Source organism: Thiothrix unzii (assembly GCF_017901175.1).
Classification (GTDB): Bacteria; Pseudomonadota; Gammaproteobacteria; order Thiotrichales; family Thiotrichaceae; genus Thiothrix; species Thiothrix unzii.
Genome location: NZ_CP072793.1, coordinates 2,505,758 through 2,524,170, shown reverse-complemented (window position 1 = coordinate 2,524,170; position 18,413 = coordinate 2,505,758). Strand labels below are relative to the sequence as shown.

At 49.1% G+C, this 18,413-nt stretch carries 23 protein-coding genes; 19 read left to right on the top strand and 4 right to left on the bottom strand.

Annotation, left to right across the window (positions count from 1 at the left end; all coding sequences use genetic code 11):
* The first annotated feature begins 1 nt into the window (after position 1).
* Complete coding sequence (locus J9260_RS12560) at positions 2–955, top strand: MBL fold metallo-hydrolase (protein ID WP_210218086.1); 954 nt, start codon at positions 2–4, stop codon at positions 953–955.
* On the opposite strand, the gene J9260_RS12555 is transcribed toward J9260_RS12560, so the two are convergent.
* From J9260_RS12555 to J9260_RS12545, 3 genes are all read right to left on the bottom strand, one after another.
* Positions 942–2,000 (bottom strand): IS701 family transposase, encoded by a 1,059-nt coding sequence (locus tag J9260_RS12555; protein ID WP_210217672.1) that lies wholly within the window; start codon positions 1,998–2,000, stop codon positions 942–944. The two genes, J9260_RS12560 and J9260_RS12555, sit on opposite strands and share 14 nt — an antisense overlap.
* A 139-nt stretch (positions 2,001–2,139) precedes the next feature.
* Positions 2,140–3,360, bottom strand: a complete 1,221-nt coding sequence (locus tag J9260_RS12550; protein WP_210217517.1) for an IS256 family transposase — start codon at positions 3,358–3,360, stop codon at positions 2,140–2,142.
* 79 nt (positions 3,361–3,439) lie between these two features.
* Positions 3,440–4,327, bottom strand: coding sequence for a hypothetical protein (locus tag J9260_RS12545; protein WP_210218085.1), 888 nt, complete (start codon positions 4,325–4,327; stop codon positions 3,440–3,442).
* A gap of 282 nt (positions 4,328–4,609) precedes the next feature.
* On the opposite strand from J9260_RS12545, the gene J9260_RS12540 reads away from it, so the two are divergent.
* The 9 genes from J9260_RS12540 (at position 4,610) to J9260_RS12500 (ending at position 11,594) form a co-directional block, all read left to right on the top strand.
* The gene (locus J9260_RS12540) at positions 4,610–5,011 is read left to right on the top strand and encodes a hypothetical protein (RefSeq protein WP_210218084.1); all 402 of its coding nucleotides are present in this window, start codon (positions 4,610–4,612) and stop codon (positions 5,009–5,011) included.
* Positions 5,012–5,084: 73 nt separating this feature from the next.
* A protein-coding gene (gene prfB / locus J9260_RS12535; RefSeq protein ID WP_210218083.1) for a peptide chain release factor 2 occupies positions 5,085–6,180 on the top strand; the annotation gives its coding sequence in 2 pieces (ribosomal slippage) (positions 5,085–5,156 and positions 5,158–6,180; 1,095 coding nt in all).
* Between the two features lie 2 nt (positions 6,181–6,182).
* Entirely contained in the window at positions 6,183–7,679 is a 1,497-nt protein-coding gene (gene lysS, locus J9260_RS12530) for a lysine--tRNA ligase (protein ID WP_210218082.1), read from the top strand.
* 130 nt (positions 7,680–7,809) lie between these two features.
* Positions 7,810–9,045 (top strand): tyrosine-type recombinase/integrase, encoded by a 1,236-nt coding sequence (locus tag J9260_RS12525; RefSeq protein WP_210218081.1) that lies wholly within the window; start codon positions 7,810–7,812, stop codon positions 9,043–9,045.
* A 487-nt stretch (positions 9,046–9,532) separates the two neighbouring features.
* Positions 9,533–9,886, top strand: a complete 354-nt coding sequence (locus J9260_RS12520; RefSeq protein WP_210218080.1) for a hypothetical protein — start codon at positions 9,533–9,535, stop codon at positions 9,884–9,886.
* A gap of 288 nt (positions 9,887–10,174) precedes the next feature.
* A complete protein-coding gene (locus J9260_RS12515; protein WP_210218079.1) occupies positions 10,175–10,378 on the top strand; it encodes a hypothetical protein in 204 nt (67 codons plus the stop codon).
* A 10-nt stretch (positions 10,379–10,388) separates the two neighbouring features.
* On the top strand, positions 10,389–10,691 hold the full coding sequence (locus J9260_RS12510) for a hypothetical protein (RefSeq protein WP_210218078.1): 303 nt from the start codon (positions 10,389–10,391) through the stop codon (positions 10,689–10,691).
* 235 nt (positions 10,692–10,926) lie between these two features.
* On the top strand, positions 10,927–11,271 hold the full coding sequence (locus J9260_RS12505) for a YdaS family helix-turn-helix protein (protein WP_210218077.1): 345 nt from the start codon (positions 10,927–10,929) through the stop codon (positions 11,269–11,271).
* On the top strand, positions 11,268–11,594 hold the full coding sequence (locus J9260_RS12500) for a TM2 domain-containing protein (RefSeq protein ID WP_210218076.1): 327 nt from the start codon (positions 11,268–11,270) through the stop codon (positions 11,592–11,594). The genes J9260_RS12505 and J9260_RS12500 overlap by 4 nt, the downstream gene beginning before the upstream one ends.
* 69 nt (positions 11,595–11,663) lie before the next feature.
* Here the strand turns inward: J9260_RS12500 and J9260_RS12495 are convergent, their stop codons facing one another.
* The gene (locus tag J9260_RS12495; RefSeq protein WP_210218075.1) at positions 11,664–11,885 is read right to left on the bottom strand and encodes an Arc family DNA-binding protein; all 222 of its coding nucleotides are present in this window, start codon (positions 11,883–11,885) and stop codon (positions 11,664–11,666) included.
* A 115-nt stretch (positions 11,886–12,000) separates the two neighbouring features.
* Here J9260_RS12495 and J9260_RS12490 point away from each other — a divergent pair, with 115 nt between their 5' ends.
* The 9 genes from J9260_RS12490 (at position 12,001) to J9260_RS12450 (ending at position 18,290) form a co-directional block, all read left to right on the top strand.
* Positions 12,001–12,150 carry an Arc family DNA-binding protein gene (locus tag J9260_RS12490; RefSeq protein ID WP_210218074.1) on the top strand — a complete coding sequence of 50 codons (150 nt, stop codon included), beginning with the start codon at positions 12,001–12,003 and terminating at the stop codon, positions 12,148–12,150.
* Between the two features lie 97 nt (positions 12,151–12,247).
* Entirely contained in the window at positions 12,248–12,532 is a 285-nt protein-coding gene (locus J9260_RS12485; protein ID WP_210218073.1) for a hypothetical protein, read from the top strand.
* Positions 12,533–12,534: 2 nt separating this feature from the next.
* A complete protein-coding gene (locus J9260_RS12480; RefSeq protein WP_210218072.1) occupies positions 12,535–14,088 on the top strand; it encodes a DNA gyrase inhibitor YacG in 1,554 nt (517 codons plus the stop codon).
* Between the two features lies 1 nt (position 14,089).
* Positions 14,090–14,701 (top strand): hypothetical protein, encoded by a 612-nt coding sequence (locus tag J9260_RS12475; RefSeq protein ID WP_210218071.1) that lies wholly within the window; start codon positions 14,090–14,092, stop codon positions 14,699–14,701.
* A 105-nt stretch (positions 14,702–14,806) separates the two neighbouring features.
* Positions 14,807–14,986: a helix-turn-helix transcriptional regulator gene (locus J9260_RS12470; protein WP_210218070.1), complete on the top strand. Its 180-nt coding sequence runs from the start codon at positions 14,807–14,809 to the stop codon at positions 14,984–14,986.
* Positions 14,983–15,249, top strand: coding sequence for a hypothetical protein (locus tag J9260_RS12465; protein WP_210218069.1), 267 nt, complete (start codon positions 14,983–14,985; stop codon positions 15,247–15,249). Before J9260_RS12470 ends, J9260_RS12465 begins: the two co-directional genes overlap by 4 nt.
* On the top strand, positions 15,246–16,145 hold the full coding sequence (locus J9260_RS12460) for a toprim domain-containing protein (RefSeq protein WP_210218068.1): 900 nt from the start codon (positions 15,246–15,248) through the stop codon (positions 16,143–16,145). The genes J9260_RS12465 and J9260_RS12460 overlap by 4 nt, the downstream gene beginning before the upstream one ends.
* Position 16,146: 1 nt before the next feature.
* Positions 16,147–17,721, top strand: coding sequence for a YfjI family protein (locus J9260_RS12455; RefSeq protein WP_210218067.1), 1,575 nt, complete (start codon positions 16,147–16,149; stop codon positions 17,719–17,721).
* Positions 17,721–18,290, top strand: coding sequence for a hypothetical protein (locus J9260_RS12450; protein ID WP_210218066.1), 570 nt, complete (start codon positions 17,721–17,723; stop codon positions 18,288–18,290). Before J9260_RS12455 ends, J9260_RS12450 begins: the two co-directional genes overlap by 1 nt.
* Positions 18,291–18,413 lie beyond the last annotated feature (123 nt).

Here is an 18,413-nt window from a genome sequence, read left to right as displayed (position 1 = left end):
CATGAAACAACCCGTACTGCATTGGCTGGGTGGTATCGCGCTGCTGGCATTGAGCTTGAACACTTGGGCAGCCGATAAGCCGATTCATCAAGGCATAGTGGATAACTATAAAGCCGAAAAAGTCTCGGATCATGTTTATGTGATTCACGGCCCCGCAGGGCAGCCCGACAAGGAGAACCAAGGCTTCATCAATAATCCGGGCTTCATCGTGGGCGATAGCGAAGTGGCGGTGATTGACCCCGGTTCCAGTGCTGCGATTGGGCGGGCAGTATTGGCGCATATCCGTAAAGTTACTGATAAACCGATTACCAAAGTGTTTATTACCCATATTCATGGCGATCATTGGTTAGGCAATCAAGCCATGAAAGAGTCCAATGCGGATGCTAAGTTTTACGCCAGCGCAGGTATGATTGAAGACGCGAAAAATGGCGCAGGCGATAGCTGGATTGAAACCATGAATACCATGACCGAAAACGCAACGGCGGGCACGGAATTGGTCATTCCAACCGAAGTGTTAACCCAAGATCAGGCCATCAAAGTCGGCAGCGTTACAGTCAAGGCGCATTTGGTCGACGGTAAAGCACACACTTCCAACGAAGTCATGTTTGAAGTGGTTGAAGATAAATTGTTGTTTACCGGTGACACCATTAGCAACAAACGTTTGATTCTGATGGACGAAGGCAGCTTCCCCGGCAGTGCTAAAAACGCTGAACGTATTGTTGCGATGGGGATGAAAACCATTGTTCCTGGTCACGGTGCAACCGGCGATAACAGCATTGTCACGGCTTATGGCGATTACATGAGCAAAGTCTATGAAGGTGTTAAAGCCTTACGCGATGACATGGAAGCGCACGAAATGAAACCGAAAATTGCTGAAAAACTGACAGCCTACAACGACTGGCACAGCATGGACGATACCCTCGGCAAGCACATTACTGATGTTACGCAGCCCTAAGCACCTGTAGCTCATCAAAAGCGCCCCGAATTGCCTTGGCGTAGAGCTTTGAACGCAAGGCAAAGTGGTTAAGATGCTTGCTGATGGTCAAACACTCCATTTTGAAGACGGCGACGATGGAGGCGAATAAGTGATTCGCTTGTGTTTTAGCGGTGTGGGCAGGGGATTTCGCAAAGGCAGCATTGGATTTGAGCGATTTATGGAAGACCTCGACTTTCCACCGTTTTTGGTAGGTTGTCGTGATTTCGTCCCACTCTGCTGCCAAGCGGCTACAGACCAGATACAAAATGCCGCTGCTGCCGTCTTTGTTCGTAAAGACTTGCCGGGCGAGCTTGACGGGGAAGGTTAGCCCCTTCAACCAGCCCTTGATGGCTTTTTGTTCTGTCCATACCAATTGGTCGAGTCGTGTGTAACGTTTTGCCTTGCTGTCTACTTCGCTCAATGCCACTAATCGGTTACTTTTCAATGCCATAATGAAGTCCTTTTGCCGTTTCTCCTTGATGTGTTCCATATTCTCGGCGGAGGCGAACCAAATGTCGCTCAACACCCATGAAAATGTCAGTTGGTTTTGAATGCAGGTGTCAATCATGGAGCGCATTTGCTCATTTTTGGTGACATCGCTGCACCGCTTTTCTTGGCGTGTATTGATGTCACAGAAACGGAACGGTTTCCGTATCAGTTCAAATGCAACAGGAATGGATGCACCATTGCTATGATATAGACAGTTTAACAAGTTGATTCCCTTGATATTACGCCCTTTGCAGTGGTCGTAATGCCAACAAATTAGATCGTTTTCGTCCATGTAGGGCTTTTCTTGCACCGTATCGTCGATGATCAGGATGCCATCGGCTGATTCGACCTCCCTGACGGTCTTTTTTACCTGTTTCCACAGGTCTTTCGAGGTGTACTCATCTCCCGAAAGAAAACGACTGATCGCATCGTGGCTAATTTCGCCGTCCAATAATTGGGATAAACCCGTTGCTGTGGCGTAGCCAAAGGTCACGGTCAGGTAGTCGGTGTAGAGGTCAAGACGTGTTTGATTCATACCTGAAATATAGTCGAGGAGAGGTCGGACTGCGTAACATCAGCACATTAGTTTGGCAGCACTGGAAGCCGAACAGGAAGATTTCTAAGTTAAGTGACTGCTTGTGTGAGTCTGTCAAATAAACTGTGTAACACGTTTTTCATAGGGCGGAGAGCGGAACCCGCTCTTCACCGAACATAAGTAAAAAAGTCTGCAAAGCGGGTTTCCAGTGGTGAATGACCGACCACTTTTGCGAGGCTTCGCGTACCGCCAAATACAGGCTTTTGAGGGCTGAACTGTCATTGGGAAAGATGCGCCGGTTGCGGGTAAACTTGCGCAAACTCATGTTCAGGGATTCAATCGCATTGGTGGTGTAAATCACTTTGCGGATCTCCGGCTGGAACTGGAAAAACGGGATGACATTCGCCCAGTTACCGCGCCATAGACGCACGACTGCTTTGTATTTGTTACCCCATTCGGTGTCGAGGGCTTCCAGTTCGTGTTCGGCTTCTTCAGCAGTGCTGGACTGGTAAATGCGCTTGAGGGCAGCGACCACACCTTTGGTATCCTTGGCGGTGACGTAGCGCAAGCTGGCGCGAACCATGTGTACCATGCACAACTGGGTCAGCGTTTTGGGGAAGACCGCGTTGACGGCTTCAGGCAAGCCGTTTAAGCCATCCATGCACGCCACGTAGATGTCTTGTACGCCCCGGTGGCGTAGTTCCGTCAAGACCGATAACCAGAACTTGGCACCTTCATTTTCTGCCAACCAGATGCCCAACACGTCCTTTTCACCGCGTAAGTTGACCGCCAATACCACATGGGCTGATTTATTGATGACCTGCTTATCTTGTTGAACTTTAACGACAATCCCATCGAGCCAGACAATCGGGTAGATATTATCCAGTGCTCGCGTCTGCCACGCTTTAGCTTCGCCCTGAACGGCTTCGGTTACTTCCGCGATCAGCGTATGCGAGATGTCCACCCCGTACAGGCGTTTGATCGTGTCTTCGATGTCGCGGGTGGTCATGCCTTTGGCGTACAGCGTCAGGATGTGTTCTTCCATCCCTGCTAACCGTATTTGGCGTTTTTGTATCAACTTCGGCTCAAAGCTGCCATCACGGTCACGCGGTGTCTCTACCTGCAACTCACCAAATTCGCCTTTGATGGTCTTGTTGCCTTTGCCGTTACGGGTATTGCTGCGCCGTTGCCCGGCTTCGCTACGCTCACCCTTGTCGTAGTTTAGGTGCACATCCAATTCGGCTTCCAAGCTGCGGTTGATCATCCGCTGCAAGAGCTGGCTGTAAAGGTTTTTGACATCAGCAGGCGTTTTGCAATCGCTGAGTAAGTCATCCATGAGTTTCGGGTCGAGGCGTTCCATGTTACTGCTCCTTCTTGGGATTCACGTTATATAGCAGTTACACAGTTCAGTTTACAGTCTCGCTTGTGTGGGTATCGGACTATTTTTTCGTGCCGATACCCACTTGTCGTTTCAGCATGGTTTGGGTATCAGGGCTGAAATTTTCCAAAATCGCGGTACGGTCATCATGGCTACGGCTCACGACTTCTTGGTAAAAGAAGATCAGGGCATCCTCACGCGAACCATCGTTTTGCATCATTTCCAGTGCTTGCAAGCCAATCTTGAGCAGTGAAATGTCGGCATCCAGCTTTTCCACCTTGAAATGGTAAAAATCGGATACTTCTTGGCAGATTTCCTTGCTGCGAACTTCCAGAAAGACATCACCTTGTTCGTACTGCATGACCGGAGCTAGCATAATCAGCGTGGATTTAGCAGGTAACAGCTCTAAATTCGGGAAGCGGCTCATGGTCGGAAACGCGGTACGTGAGAAAAACCGCAGATGCTTAATGAAACTGCCACGAAAATATTCAATGTAGCGTGTCAGTATGCTAATTTTTTCATCGTTGCTGTAACGGCTGATCGGCGAGAAAATAAAGCTCAGGTAGGAATCCAGCGTATAAATTTCCGTTTCGGCGTAACCCGGCTGGGCAATTTGCTGAAATCTGGCGGTGTCATGGTCGGTATAAAAAAACGACGAAGGAAAGTGACTGAAGGCTAAAATTCTTCCCTCATTTTCCATATCGCACAGATAGCGGTCAGCCGCCTTGTCCGTTGCAAAGCGTTGCAGACGTATTTCATTTTGGTACAGCCCTTGAAAATGCGGCTTGAGTATCGCGCCTATATCAACATTGAAAACACTCGCATACGCCAGCAGCTCTGGAATATCCAGTGGTGTTTCCTCGCGTTCCATTCGCGAGATGTCAGATTGTTGGATCGTAAAACCGGCACGCATATGCGGCTTCAGCGGTGTTTCCAGCGCGTTTGCCATGTCTGCCTGTGTGTAGCCTTGCGAATCCCTTAACTCCTTCAGTTTGAAACCATTTTGAGGAATATGGGACAGCGTTTTTTTGTTAGCCCTGTTCATTCTTAATTACGTTTCATTGTTTGTTATAAAAGTTCACAGATATGCCATATATTTAGTCAATATGCAATTTTTTCATATCGCATAAGCTGAACGTTAGCTGAATGATAGGAATAACAACTTTTAATCAATAAGGTTAGAATTTGCTCTGAAATAATAATGATCATCACAAACACGGAGCAAATCCCAATGAAAGCAACAGTAACGACAACAAGTGTTTGCCTGCTTAGCGTAATGTTAGCAGGGTGCGTAACGGTGAACGCCGATGCCAGCAATCCCATGCTGGGGCATGGGGTCAAGCCGTTAAATCCCGTTTTATTAACGTATGGGCATACGAGCAACGCGGCTAACTCAAGTGTCGGGCAAGCCAGTTTTGTTAACCCAACGCCTGCACCAGCCCAAGAAACGCAGGCGACAACGGCGCAGGAGCCATTACCAGATGCCGCCAGCACCAGCAGCGTGAGTACAGAAACGCCGGTTGAAGCAGCTTCCACAACAGAGGCAACTTCCCAAGCAAGCATGAAACAATTGCTGGTTAATGGCGCAGTAACGCTGATTGGTAAGTGTATTGAGTCTGGTAATTGCTGGTAGTGGCTGGGGCGTGCTAGGAATCTGCAAGCGGGGTTGGTATCATCCCCGCTTTTCGCATTATTAGCAGATTATCATGGAACTCAACCCCACCTACACCAAGATCAAAGACCTTCAAGGGCGCGTGGACGCTCTGAGGGGGTATCTTTGACTATGAAACCAAACACGAACGCCTAGAAGAAGTCAGTCGCGAACTCGAAGACCCCAAAGTGTGGGATAGTCCGCAACGCGCCCAGGACCTCGGCAAAGAACGTGCCTTACTGGATAATATTGTCGGCGGCCTCGACCGCATGACTGCCGGACTTGCCGATGCCAAGGAGTTACTCGAACTCGCCGAAATGGAAGATGACGAGGAAAGTGCCGACGCGGTGATTGCCGACGTGGAAGGCATTGAAGCAGATGTTGCCAAACTCGAATTCCAGCGGATGTTTTCCGGGCCAATGGATGCGAATAACGCCTTCTTGGACATTCAATCCGGCGCGGGCGGTACGGAAGCACAGGACTGGACAGAAATCTTGCTGCGCATGTATTTGCGTTGGGGTGAGGCCAAAGGCTTTAAAGTGGAGCTGATTGAAGCGTCACCCGGTGATGTTGCTGGGGTGAAAAGTGCCACGATTGGCTTTGAAGGCCCTTACGCTTTTGGCTGGTTGCGCACTGAAACGGGCGTGCATCGGTTGGTGCGTAAATCGCCATTCAGTTCAGCCGGGGCGCGGCATACCTCGTTTGCAGGCGTGTTTGTTTCCCCCGAAGTTGACGACAATATTGAAATTGACATCAATCCGGCGGATTTGCGCATCGACGTTTATCGTGCATCCGGTGCGGGTGGGCAGCACATCAATAAAACCGAATCGGCAGTGCGGATTACCCATTTACCGACCAATACCGTGGTGCAGTGCCAAAGCGGACGTTCCCAGCATCAAAACAAAGACACCGCGATGAAGCAATTGCGTGCGAAATTGTATGAGTTGGAAATGCTCAAGCGCAATGCGGAAAAGCAGGCGATGGAAGACAGCAAATCCGACGTGGGTTGGGGCAGCCAAATCCGTTCTTATGTGCTGGATCAGTCGCGTATCAAGGATTTGCGTACCGGTGTGGAAACCTCGAACACGCAAGCGGTACTCGACGGCAATTTAGATCGATTTATCGAAGCAAGCTTAAAAAGCGGACTGTAATTATGAGCGAACATGAACTTCATCACGACGATAACAAACTGATTACTCAACGCCGCGAAAAACTCGCCGTGTTGCGTGAACAGGGTGTGCCATTCCCTAACGACGTTGTGCGTGAGCATAAAGCCGCCGATTTACAGACGCAATACGGTGAATACGAGAAGCCGTGGTTTGAAGAAAACCCGGTTGAAGTCACGGTTGCAGGGCGCATGATGCTCAAGCGGGTGATGGGTAAAGCCAGTTTTGCGACGCTTTCCGATACGTCGGGGCGCATCCAGCTTTACACCCAGAAAAACGTGTTGGGTGATGCGGTGTTTGAGGCTTATACCCACTGGGATTTGGGCGACATTGTGTGGGCAAGTGGCACACTGTTTAAAACGCAAACAGGTGAGTTGTCAGTCAAGGTGAAGGAAATTCGCTTACTGACTAAATCGCTGCGTCCATTACCGGAAAAGTTCCACGGTTTGACCGACCACGAGCAACGTTATCGCCAGCGTTACATTGATTTGATTATGAATCATGAAACCCGCGATACGTTTGTAATGCGTTCCAAAATCGTCAGTTATATCCGCAACTTCTTTACGCAGCGCGACTTCTTGGAAGTGGAAACCCCGATGCTGCAAGTGATTCCCGGTGGTGCTACGGCGCGTCCGTTTGTGACGCACCATAACGCACTGGATTTGCCGATGTATTTACGCATCGCGCCGGAGTTGTATTTGAAGCGTTTGGTGGTGGGTGGTTTCGAGCGGGTGTTTGAAATTAACCGTAACTTCCGTAACGAAGGGGTTTCGACGCGCCATAACCCAGAATTCACCATGATTGAATTCTATCAGGCGTATGCGACTTACCATGATTTGATGGATTTGACCGAAACCTTGATGCGCGGTATTGCGACTGACGTGGTGGGCAGCAAAGACATTGTTTATCAAGGGGAAAGCTTCGATTTCAGCCAGCCGTTTGCGCGTATCAGTGTGCGTGACTCCATTTTGCATTTCAACCCGACCTTGACGGGGGCGGATATTGATAGCTTGGATGCAGCGCGTGCAGTAGCTAAAGGTTTAGGTATTCCGCTGAAAGACAGCTACGGTTTGGGTAAAGTACAGATCGAGATTTTCGAGAAAACGGTTGAACACCGCTTGATGCAACCGACGTTTATCACTGAATACCCGGCGGAAGTGTCGCCACTAGCGCGTCGTAACGATCAAAACCCGTTCATTACCGACCGCTTTGAATTTTTTGTGGGTGGGCGTGAAATCGGCAACGGCTTCTCCGAGTTGAATGATGCGGAAGACCAAGCAGAACGTTTCATGCAACAAGTCGCGGATAAAGACGCAGGCGATGATGAGGCGATGCATTACGACGCGGATTACATCCGTGCACTGGAATACGGAATGCCGCCAACCGCAGGGGAAGGGATTGGGATTGACCGTCTGGTGATGCTGTTTACTGACGCGCCTTCGATTAGGGATGTGATTTTATTCCCTCACATGCGCCCTGAATAATACTTCATATTGTCTTACCCCGTGTTAAATATAGGTTTTTCACGGGGAACACCCACCTTTAAGCCTTGCTGATACCGTGTAATACACGGTACTTTGTCCGGTACTACCCTAACACCTTGGAGCAAGTACCGTGGGCATTCTCAAAGACGTAGACCTAAAGGCAATTCATCGCGGCGAATCAGTGCCGGACAAGCAAAAGCTAGTCGACGGCGAAGGGCTGTACATCCACCTGAAGCCGCTGAAATCCGGCAAGTTTGGCATGTACTGGCGTTATGACTATCAGTTTGCAGGCAAGCGCAAAACCTTACCCATTGGCACGTATCCACTCATAACCGTTAGTGAAGCACGCAAGACGCACCGTGAGGCACGGGTAGGGCTTACCAAGGGCGTTGACCCAATGGCAATAAAGAGAGCGGCAAAGGTAGCAGAATCAACTTATACCAGCTTTGGAACGGTTGCCCATGCGTGGCTGGAAAATAAAGAGGGGGCGATTAGGGGCAAAAAGAGCATTACGGCTTACTTCAACAATGACATTTTCCCCGTTATCGGCAAAGACACACCCATAAACGAAGTCAGAACCAGCAAGATAACCGAAGCAGTGGAAAGAGTGGCTAACCGTGGGGCGGGGGAACAAGCAAGGCGCGTTGGGCGGTGGTTGTTCAAAATATTCAGGTATGCGAAAACCAAAGGATTCACCGATAACAACCCGGCAGACATTGACCTAAGCGTAATACTCAAGCCCCGCAGGTCAAAGCCACATGCAGCGATTACCAACCCTGAACTATTGGGGCAATTCTTACGGGATATAGGCCATTACCACGGATACTACGCGACAACATGCCTACTTAAATTAGCGGCCTTGGTAATGCTTAGGCCGGGTGAGTTGGTGGCGGCTGAATGGCGTGAAATCGACTTTGAAACAGCGACATGGACAATCGAAGCCAAGCGCATGAAGAACCGGCAGCACATCAAGGCGGAAAACAGGGAAGAAGATTCCCACATAGTACCGTTAAGCCGTCAATCAATCGCAATTTTGAGAGAGCTTGAACAGTACAACACCGGCAGCAAGTACGTGTTCCCAAGTCTAAAAGGCGGTTCAGGGCATATGTGCCGGGATACCATACGCTATGCAATCCGAAATATGGGATATGACAGCGACACTATGACCGGGCACGGATTCCGGGCGACAGCACGGACACTGCTTGAAGATGAATTAGGTTATGACGCAAAGACCGCAGAACGGCAGCTTGCACACAAGGGCAATGACCCGCACAAGGGGGCGTATGACCGGACAAAGCACTTGGATAAAAGGCGCGAAATGCTGCAAGCATGGGCTGATTATCTGGATACGTTACGGGCGGGATAACTTCCACCACCACACAACCAAGGCCGGGAACATACCCGGCTTTTTTGTGCCTCACCGTTGGGGGTTTGATAGCTTGCTAATTTTGCCCGTGTTGCTAATGCTGATACCTGAAAACCTTGCTAATTCTCCTCTGTTTTTCTGCTAATCTTGCTAATCCTGCTAATTTTAGATTAATTCTTAATCAATATTAGGTATAGGTATAAGGTTGATAATTAATCATTATTATATTAATCAATAACTTAACTAATCTATCAACCCATCGTTTTCATGTGGCAGTGCTTGCTAATGCTAATCTTGCTAATCCTGCTAATTTTGGCTTGGTTTTTAGGCAATCAGGAAAAAGCAGGCATTCAACACCCCAACGGCTAACCACCTGAACCAAACCCAACGGCAACGAAACACACGCCAGATATTGAAAAACGAACAAAAGGCGAACATGATAGAATTATCCACTAAAATAGTGGGAAACTACTTTGGAGCTAATCAGATGTTAAGTGAAGGAAAGGGCGGCGGTGAAGGCTCACGGATTACGCAATTCAAGCCAAGACACCCAAAAGCGGGCGGGCGCAAAGCTGGCACGCCAAACAAAACGACGGCAAGCGTGCGGGAGCTGGTAGGGCAACACCTTGAAGCGATTGTGGGCGCATTGCTTGAAATTGCACAAGACAAAGACGCACCTGCAAGCGCACGGGTTGCGGCGTGCAGGGAGTTGTTAGATAGGGCAGAGGGCAGACCGGCGCAACGGATTGAACAGGTAATAACCGAATCAGCGAATTCACAACGCTACAACGACTATGCAACAGAATTACGCTTGAAGTTCATGGAAGAACACGGGAATTAATGCCGCCTAATGCTACCGTTTGTCGGGAACTTTTCGGGGTTTCCGGCACGCTGTAAAGCAAAGTCACCCGCAAGACTTTTACACGCCCCCGCAATACATCGCCATTTCAGGCAATCACGCGCCAAAATACCCAGCTTTTACCCGCCTTGCTGGAAAGAAAACGTTTACAATAATTAGCTTTTTCAATGGCTTACGTCGTAATTCATAACCCTGCATAATGAACACATAGCGCAACGGAACACCGAAACGCTGCAAACCAACCAAAAACTAAGCAGAGGACAAGACAACATGAACGCAATCATTGAAGCATACAAAGCACAAGTAGCGGCCTATCACGCAAAGCATGGGCGGAATTGGGCGCAATGGGCTGACGCTGAATCAGTTTTTGACGCTATCCCATTCGATTGGGAAACGTTGACCGATGAAGAGGGCGAACAGCTTTTTAATGCCGTGTTTGATGAAGTTGAAGCCGCGAAAGCTGAACAGCAATAAGGGGTTAGCAATGAAATCAACACAAGCCACTAAAGCTTTTGCGCAGCAGATCAACGCAATGCACGCAGCCAACGGGTTAACGTGGAGTTCACCAGAAGGGCGGGGATTGGCTGAACAAATCCGGCAATATAAAGCGCGGGTTGTTGCACATCATCGCCGCAATGGTATGACGTGGAAAGACTGGCAGGGCGACATTGTGGCAATGCTTAAAGCCGTTCCGCTTGACCTTGCCAGCATTAACGCGCCGTTTCATGTTCAGGTTGTGATTGATGTGTTCAGCACGCGATTGCTAGGAAGGAGAAAAGCAGCCTAACGCGATATAACAGGCATAAAAAAGCCCGAACCGTTACCAGTTCGGGCGATTCACCCCCAAAGAGGTATCAGTTCCATAAGGGTGAATATGAATGATAGCAATGTGCGCTATGATTTTAAACACTTTGTACAAAATACCACTTGTCTGATTTTATGCGCCAATCATCATGGATGGTGGTAGTTTTTTATACCTTATCAACTAACACAATCGGGCTGATATGAAAGAAAAAGCTATCATGAAAGAAATTGAACAGCTAAAGAAAAGAATGAATGAGCTGTCATTAAGTTTGCGTGAGACCGTACTGGGAGACTTCAAGGGGGTTGTTGATACCTCTGACTCACCATCCGATGAAATGCTTGAAATAAGGCTTTTGCTGTTTGCAGAGAGCGGCAAGATAAAAGGCGGGCAAACCAAGGTTGCAAAATTGCTTGGTGTTGATCGTCAAAGAGTACAGAACTGGCTATCTGATGAAAAAATACCACGCGATTACCTTCAAGCAATAAAGCAGGCTCACCCGTGGTTCAATGATGAATTATTCCTTAAGGGCAACATTGCGGAACAAGAGGAGGCTATTCAATGACAGTCGAAGAGCAACTAAACAAACTCGTTCCCGGATTCAGTCGCATCATGTCAAAGATGGACGATGACGCTAAACAGTTTGCAATCAACCAATTTGCACGCAAGAGCAAGCACACATTCCCCGCGCTGCTTCTTTGGATTATCGGCTTTCACTATGCGTATTACGGCAAGTGGGGTATGCAGGCTTTATTCATTTTCACGGCTGGGGGAATGTTTATCTGGTGGCTCGTTGACCTGTTTAGGCTGTCGGGCATTACCGCGCGATGGAATGAAGCAACGGCGTTAGAGATAGCACAACAAACACGCAATTTGCACGCGCTATAGATATTCAATAACCCGCCCACACCGCACACACCGAAACACCCGCGCACCCTCTAAGGATGCGCGTTGGGGTTACTTTCCAGCCTTCGCCAGTTCCGACTTTACAACATCTGCAACGATTTCCCGCACCTGTTCGGGTGTCGCGTGTGGCGACGTAAGCCCTATTCCTGCCTGTAGCTGGTAAATGATTTCAGCGTTTAGGCTACGTAAGTTTTTTTCAGCCGATACCCTTAAAGCTTCCAGTAGTTCATTCGGTAGCCTGACTTGTGTTTGTGTCACGTTTTCCCTTGCCATTCTCACCACCTTTAGAAAATCAGCATTATGCAACTGTGATAGTTGCAAGTCACAAATGGTAGTGTTACAGTATCTATTGGCTACTATTTCAGTACCAAATCAAGGAATAAATACCATGAAGCAAACACAAGTCAGAATTCCCGCCGATGTTCACCAATGGCTGACAGACCGCGCCAAAGTGAACGATAGAAGCATGAACGCGGAACTAGTCCGCATCTTGAAGGAGGTAAAAGCAAAGGAAGAGGAACAGAAGGCGGCGGCATAGTCCGCAAACAAAAACGCCCCATTACTGGGGCATTCCGGCTGCAAGGTGTTGGAAGCACCAAAACAGCCATTTACTGACCCACTCAATAGGTAACAGTATGCTAAATGATAGCAAAAACATGCCCCAAATGGGCAACACCATTCAGCGGTTAAAGCTCTTCAAGCACGCCACCAACGGCCTAGCACTGGGATTTGTCGGGCTGTATGTCGTGGCTTTCGCCAGCATTGCCAGCAACGGCAACCACATCTACACGATTTATCGGTTCTTTCCCGTGGTTGCATCATTGGCAATCACGCTATCAATGTGGCGGCTACCGGATAACAGCCTATTAAGGTTGTTTTATCTGGCGGGTTTATTCGCTATTTCATGGTTGGGGGTGTAACGATGAACCTATCAAACGCTTATACCCTCTCGCAAGATTTGAGCGAAAACACCCAAAAGCTGGAAACGCATCAAGAGGACTTGAAGGGTATTAAAACCAGTCAGAAGGTTTTCACGATTGCCACCTATTTCATTTACTTCTCGTTCACCAGCGTTATTTTTGCCGGGGTGACGGTGTGGAACCTGCAAGATTACATCTTTGGGAATTACACCAACGTTATCGGCATGACATGGGCACTGGTAACGGTTTTTGCTGTACCACTGGCGTTGTCGCTGGCAAAGCATTTCAACTACAAGGCGATTGCTAAAAACAGCGTAGAGCGCAACCACCGTGGGCAGGTAATCATTCACGCGATTATTAGTCTTGCGTTGATTAGCGGGCTTTACTACGAAGCGATTAGCGCAAGCTCGAACCTACAGGCCAAGGCGTTTCATTCGGTGGAAACCAGCAAAGCAGGCGCGGCTATCCTGAATACCACCGTGGGCAGTTCGTCCACGGGGACTATTGCCGGGTTAATCGCTGATGCTGAATTTAAGCTCGTGGCTTGCCAGCGCAAATTGGCAGAGGGTAAGACGAAAGACTGTGACAACAGTACCGCCAAGGTTTCCAGCCTGAAACAGCAAGCGCAGGCCGAACGGGAAAGCGTAGCAACTGCCAATGTCGCGGCAATTGGGGCAAAGCAGGCAGCGTTAAGCAAGGAACGTGACGAACACGCCCTACCCGCCGCCAAGTACGCGGCTGAACTGGTGGATATGTCCAACGATGCGGGAACCATGATTATTGTCATTATTGCCGCGTTGTTCTTTGAGTTGATCCACATTACCACGATCTTTAATGAGGCACGGGCATTACGCGGCATTGATACCTACAGTTTCTCGCTGAAAGGTTTGAATGGTGAGTATTTCCGGGCAACGGGTAAGACCTTCGATTCTGGCGACTTCAAAGACAATCGCACCATTGATTTGTCCGACAAGCCGTTAAATGTCCCAATGGATGACCAAGGCGCGGACTTTGAAATCAGAACCAAAGGCACGCCATACGCTGACAATAAAACCGGGTTCGGGTTTATTCCCCAAACTGCCAAGTTGTTTAAATGGCAGGCCGACGAAGTGCAGGCGGAAAAGCCCGGATTCGGGTTTATCCCTACCCGTTCCAACCAAGGCCAAGACGCGGCAAACCGTGCAAGGTATCCGCAAGAAATCATTATGCCAATGACCAAACGCCCTACCCCTCACGACTATGGTGCAGTACCGCGTAAGGACTTACAGAACGCCCTACAGACCTCTGTAGTTACAGACACCACCAACCTACAGACCTCTGTATTACAGACCTCTGTAGACGCTTACAGTAAGGCGGAAAGCGCAGCGGCGGGAACTGTCATTAACTGCCCAAATTGCGGTAAGCCGTTCAGGAAAGTTAATAGGTTTCACATCTTTTGCAGTCATTCCAGAAAGAAGCGGGAAGACGGCGGGAATTGTTCGGACGAATGGCATAACAGCCAAGACCCGGCGCGGCTCGAAGCCCTGAAAGCAAAGTCACGGCGGCGGAAAGTGTAAAATGGTTTTTTCAGCATCTAGGGTAGGCCAGAGGTGTTTTATGTGTGATTTGCCTATATATGGCTTCAAGTATGCTGCTGATGATGAAAGCTTTAAGTTAAGCGATATTATTTCAGCCATTAAGATAATTAAGAACGATTTAGTAATAGATGAAGAACTTATAATAAGACTGGCTGAAAAGGATTTCTTTGATTTATGGGAGATAACAAACGGTGGGGAAATACTTATTGCTATGGCAGCCGGATATGGAAAGCCAAGAGAGGAGCAAAATTTACCAAAGCCGACAAGTATTACGATGATAAGAAAGCGTGATGTGATAAAGCTTTGTGACTCGATATTCAAAAGTGATGGGAATTTTGATTCAATTGAAGAAATAGAGCCGATAACGAAGAAAGATAGGATGATTCCATTGAAAGATATTCCTAAATCTATAAAAGAGGCAAAGAAGCCTAGGGTTAGAATGATGCTAACGGCTGCACAAAAATTTCATGATGAAAATGGATGGTATCCTTACGGGCGTGAACTATTTGATATGGGTAAAGATGTTCATGGTTATGACGATTGGGAAACATTCAGGAAAACATTTATCCGGTATTTTTCCGAAGCCGGATAAATCGCCTACCAAATCGGAAACATTCCGACCAAATCGGAAACATCTACTAATAACGCGGCGGGATAAGACAATATAGCGGCACATCAATCTATAAAGGATAAAACTATGGAAACCCTAGAACAAATGCTTACAGATAAAGAAGTTGCTGGCGTGTTGAAACTATCCCGTTCAAGCATTTGGCGGCTGGCACGGGTTGGCAAAATTCCTAAACCCGTGAAGGTTGGATTTAACGCGGCACGCTGGAAGTATTCAGAGTTGAAAGCATTCATGGACGCGGCGGCATGATTCAGGAAACCGGGGGAGGGTATCCCCCAAAACGAGAAAGCCCGCACCGGGGACAAGTCGGGCGGGCTTTTGGAGAATCCACTATTAACGGCGCGGATGCTTTGCATTATGGCATATCACCGGCATTTATTCAGCACGTTCACAAGGTAAAAGCCGTGATTATTCAGCGTATCCGCAGCACTCCAACCACTCGACCACAGCACGACCGGGCGCACCATTGGCGCGGCTGGATTAACCGTTACATTTTCGAGGTGTTGCCATGATACCCAATATGCACGACCTGCAAGCACACACACTGCAAAACATCGGCTATTCATTCGACAACCTGAAAGAGGATGGACAGTGGCACGACGGCGGCGAAGTCCCCAACAAGGGCAAGTGCCGTTACATCGTTATCCAGCACGTTAAGGGTGTGATTGTCCGTTACCACGACCACCGCCAAGGTGAGGCGTATTTCACTTGGAAATCATGGGGAACGGATAACACTCGACTTTCACCCGAAGAATACGCGCAACGTAAGGCCGAAATTGACGCACACAACGCACGCCAGCAAGCGGCGGCGGCATTGGCAAGGGCGCAACGTATCGCCAAACAGCGGCAAACGTGGGCAGCCTCACAGCCTGCTAATCCAGACCACCCGTATTTAGTCCGTAAGCAGGTAGGCGCGTTCGGTATCCGCCAACACAACACCGCCTTGCTTGTGCCTATCCGTGACGTATCCGGGCAACTGCAAGCCCTGCAATACATCTACCCGGCAAAAGTGGAAACCGCAGACGGCGGGAAAACTGACAAGATTATCTTAGGGAGCAAGCGCGGCGGTTTTCACCACATTGGCAAGCCCGAAACCCCAACGGATACGGTTTATGTGTGCGAAGGCTACGCAACCGGCGCAACGTTGCACCAGCTAACCCGGCAATGTGTCGTTATTGCATTCGACGCGGGCAACCTAACCCCAGTAGGGCAGGCGATACGCACCCGCTACCCTGAATCTGAATTAGTGTTTGCTGCTGACAATGACATAGGCGTTAAGGCGGGCAACATTCAAAACCCCGGCGTTCACTACGCCAGACAAGCCGCGATTGCCTGTAACGGCTATGTGCTAACCCCGAACACCACCAACAAGGCCGACTTTAACGACCTGATTAATGAGGCCGCATAACATGGCAGTACCAGCGAAAATCCTACAAATGGCAACCATTGAAAAACCCGCTTATCAGTGGGATACACCCGAACCGCTCACCCAACAAAGCAGCGCAGCACCGTACCCGCTTGACGCACTACCGGGCATTATTGGCGCGGCGGTGCGTGAGGTTGTGGCAATCGTCAAATGTCCGGCGGCACTCGCTGCAAACTCTGCTTTGTCGGTACTGGCGACAGCGTGCCAAGGTGTTGCCAATATCAAACCTAACCCACGATTAAAAAAGCCGTCACCACTTAGCTTGATTATGGTCACAATTGGCGACCCAAACGAACGCAAAAGCGCGGCTGACGACTTCTTTTCTGAGGAAATCGGCGAATGGTGCGACAACAAAACGCAAGAGCTTGAACCAGAACTAAAAGCATACAAGGCTGAATTTGCAAGATGGAATGCCCAAAAGCGCGGATTAGAGAAAGCCATTGAAAGCGCGGAATCCAAGTGCGACCCGGCAAACCTGCAAAAAGGCGAAGAGGCAGGTAAGAAGCTTGTAATGTTGGAACAGAACGAACCCGCAAGAGTTTACGCCCCAAGGATGACAACCAAGGACGCAACACCCGAAGGCATAGCAAACCACCTTAGAAACAAGTGGGCTAGTTTGTGCAACCTATCGGCTGAAGGTGGGGCGGTGTTTGGCGGTCATGGCATGGCAAAAGATAAAGCGATGCGCAACTTTTCGCGAATCAATGAATTATGGGAAGGCGGGAAGCAGGAAGTAACCCGTAGTAGCGATGATGACAGCTTTATTATTACCGGCGTAAGGTTCTCAATGGGCATAGCTATTCAACCCGACCTTATCCGGGAGTTTTTCGAGACAAACGGCAGGGGTGCAACGGGTTCGGGTTTCTTTGCACGTTGGCTCTTGTCCTTTCCTGATACGACGCAAGGCACGCGCTTTGAAGACGTTGAAACCCTGTTAACTGAGGCGCAAACACCAAGCATTGAAGCATTCCGTAAGCAATTGCACGGAATACTTGAACAGCAATACACAAACGGGAAGGGCGGCAAGTTCGACAACCTGCCAACGCTCAAACTCTCCCGTGAAGCACTGGGAATATGGGTTAATTATCTGAATTCTGTTGAACGCGAACTTGTTTCAGGCGGCGATTTTGAAGGCGAAGGCAAGATAGCAGGCAAGAACCCCAACAACGCGGCACGTTTAGCGGGATTGTTCCACCTATTCAACGGCGGCGATGTGCTGGACGCAATCAGCGGCGAAACCATGAGAGCGGCTTGTCGTTTGGCGGGCTGGCACTTGTACGAAGCGCGGCGGTTTTTTGGTGATGTTGCCTTACCTAAAGATGACCTTGAAGCGGTCAAGCTGGATGCGTGGTTAATCGCTGAATGCAAGGCCAATGGTGAACCCAGCATTAGCAAAAGCCGTGTATTGCAGCGCGTAACCCCAGCCAATTTGCGCAAGGCCGACAAGCTGAATAAGGCACTGGATACGCTGGAACGTGCAAACCGCATTCGCCAGATCAAAGAGGGCAAAACCGCAGTGATTGAAGTTAACCCGGCACTGCTGAAAGAGGTGAAGTAATGGCACTTAGAGACTGGCTAAACCCCGATTATGACCCGCTTGCTACCGTAAATCCGGCTAGTTGCTTAAAAAGTGAGCCACAATTAGCAGGATTAGCAACGATTAGCAAACGATTAGCAAGTTCTGCTAATCTGCAACATACTGATTCTATTGACGAAAAATCTAGGATTAGCAGGATTAGCAAGATTAGCATTAGCAACGCGCCAGAACTGAAAAAACAGGGTATGAACCGGCTAGAGGCAGCGGCGGCGGGATTGCCTGTTACTCTTGAAGAATTGGCGGTTTTTTTCGCTGATGACTTGCAAGAGTTCGGGGAGGGCAGAGTAAAACAAGCGGGTATTGTTCAGGCGGTGCGCTGGTACGCTTACCAGTACAAGGGCAGGGAAGAACCCCAACCCGAAGAAATACCAGCGGGAATGGTGCGCTGCACTGACTGCCTGCAAAATCGCTGCACTTACCGGCAGGTTACGCCCTACGGTAATGTGGTTATGCAGAGTTCACCAGCATGGCGGTGGTGTGATGATTACACGGCACGGGTTCACAACCTTGACGACTACCGCAAACGATAGCCAACACCCAACCCCTAAGAGCCGCACCTGATGCGGCTTTTTTACGTCTGGAAGTCAGGAAAGAAACTGTACTAAATATTGAAACATTTAGTACAAACGCGGCTTGTTTGTGTCACCACGTAG

Excerpts from the sequence above, each read along its gene's own strand:
- J9260_RS12480 (WP_210218072.1), top strand. The coding sequence starts at position 12,535 with ATGAACCTATCAAACGCTTATACCCTCTCGCAAGATTTGAGCGAAAAC.
- J9260_RS12465 (WP_210218069.1), top strand. The coding sequence starts at position 14,983 with ATGATTCAGGAAACCGGGGGAGGGTATCCCCCAAAACGAGAAAGCCCG.
- J9260_RS12460 (WP_210218068.1), top strand. The coding sequence starts at position 15,246 with ATGATACCCAATATGCACGACCTGCAAGCACACACACTGCAAAACATC.
- lysS (WP_210218082.1), top strand. The coding sequence starts at position 6,183 with ATGAGCGAACATGAACTTCATCACGACGATAACAAACTGATTACTCAA.
- J9260_RS12470 (WP_210218070.1), top strand. The coding sequence starts at position 14,807 with ATGGAAACCCTAGAACAAATGCTTACAGATAAAGAAGTTGCTGGCGTG.
- J9260_RS12455 (WP_210218067.1), top strand. The coding sequence starts at position 16,147 with ATGGCAGTACCAGCGAAAATCCTACAAATGGCAACCATTGAAAAACCC.
- J9260_RS12560 (WP_210218086.1), top strand. The coding sequence starts at position 2 with ATGAAACAACCCGTACTGCATTGGCTGGGTGGTATCGCGCTGCTGGCA.
- J9260_RS12485 (WP_210218073.1), top strand. The coding sequence starts at position 12,248 with ATGCTAAATGATAGCAAAAACATGCCCCAAATGGGCAACACCATTCAG.
- J9260_RS12510 (WP_210218078.1), top strand. The coding sequence starts at position 10,389 with ATGAAATCAACACAAGCCACTAAAGCTTTTGCGCAGCAGATCAACGCA.
- J9260_RS12475 (WP_210218071.1), top strand. The coding sequence starts at position 14,090 with ATGGTTTTTTCAGCATCTAGGGTAGGCCAGAGGTGTTTTATGTGTGAT.
- J9260_RS12545 (WP_210218085.1), bottom strand. The coding sequence starts at position 4,327 with ATGGCAAACGCGCTGGAAACACCGCTGAAGCCGCATATGCGTGCCGGT.
- J9260_RS12500 (WP_210218076.1), top strand. The coding sequence starts at position 11,268 with ATGACAGTCGAAGAGCAACTAAACAAACTCGTTCCCGGATTCAGTCGC.
- J9260_RS12490 (WP_210218074.1), top strand. The coding sequence starts at position 12,001 with ATGAAGCAAACACAAGTCAGAATTCCCGCCGATGTTCACCAATGGCTG.
- J9260_RS12550 (WP_210217517.1), bottom strand. The coding sequence starts at position 3,360 with ATGGAACGCCTCGACCCGAAACTCATGGATGACTTACTCAGCGATTGC.
- J9260_RS12450 (WP_210218066.1), top strand. The coding sequence starts at position 17,721 with ATGGCACTTAGAGACTGGCTAAACCCCGATTATGACCCGCTTGCTACC.
- J9260_RS12520 (WP_210218080.1), top strand. The coding sequence starts at position 9,533 with ATGTTAAGTGAAGGAAAGGGCGGCGGTGAAGGCTCACGGATTACGCAA.
- J9260_RS12515 (WP_210218079.1), top strand. The coding sequence starts at position 10,175 with ATGAACGCAATCATTGAAGCATACAAAGCACAAGTAGCGGCCTATCAC.
- J9260_RS12540 (WP_210218084.1), top strand. The coding sequence starts at position 4,610 with ATGAAAGCAACAGTAACGACAACAAGTGTTTGCCTGCTTAGCGTAATG.
- J9260_RS12555 (WP_210217672.1), bottom strand. The coding sequence starts at position 2,000 with ATGAATCAAACACGTCTTGACCTCTACACCGACTACCTGACCGTGACC.
- J9260_RS12505 (WP_210218077.1), top strand. The coding sequence starts at position 10,927 with ATGAAAGAAATTGAACAGCTAAAGAAAAGAATGAATGAGCTGTCATTA.
- J9260_RS12495 (WP_210218075.1), bottom strand. The coding sequence starts at position 11,885 with ATGGCAAGGGAAAACGTGACACAAACACAAGTCAGGCTACCGAATGAA.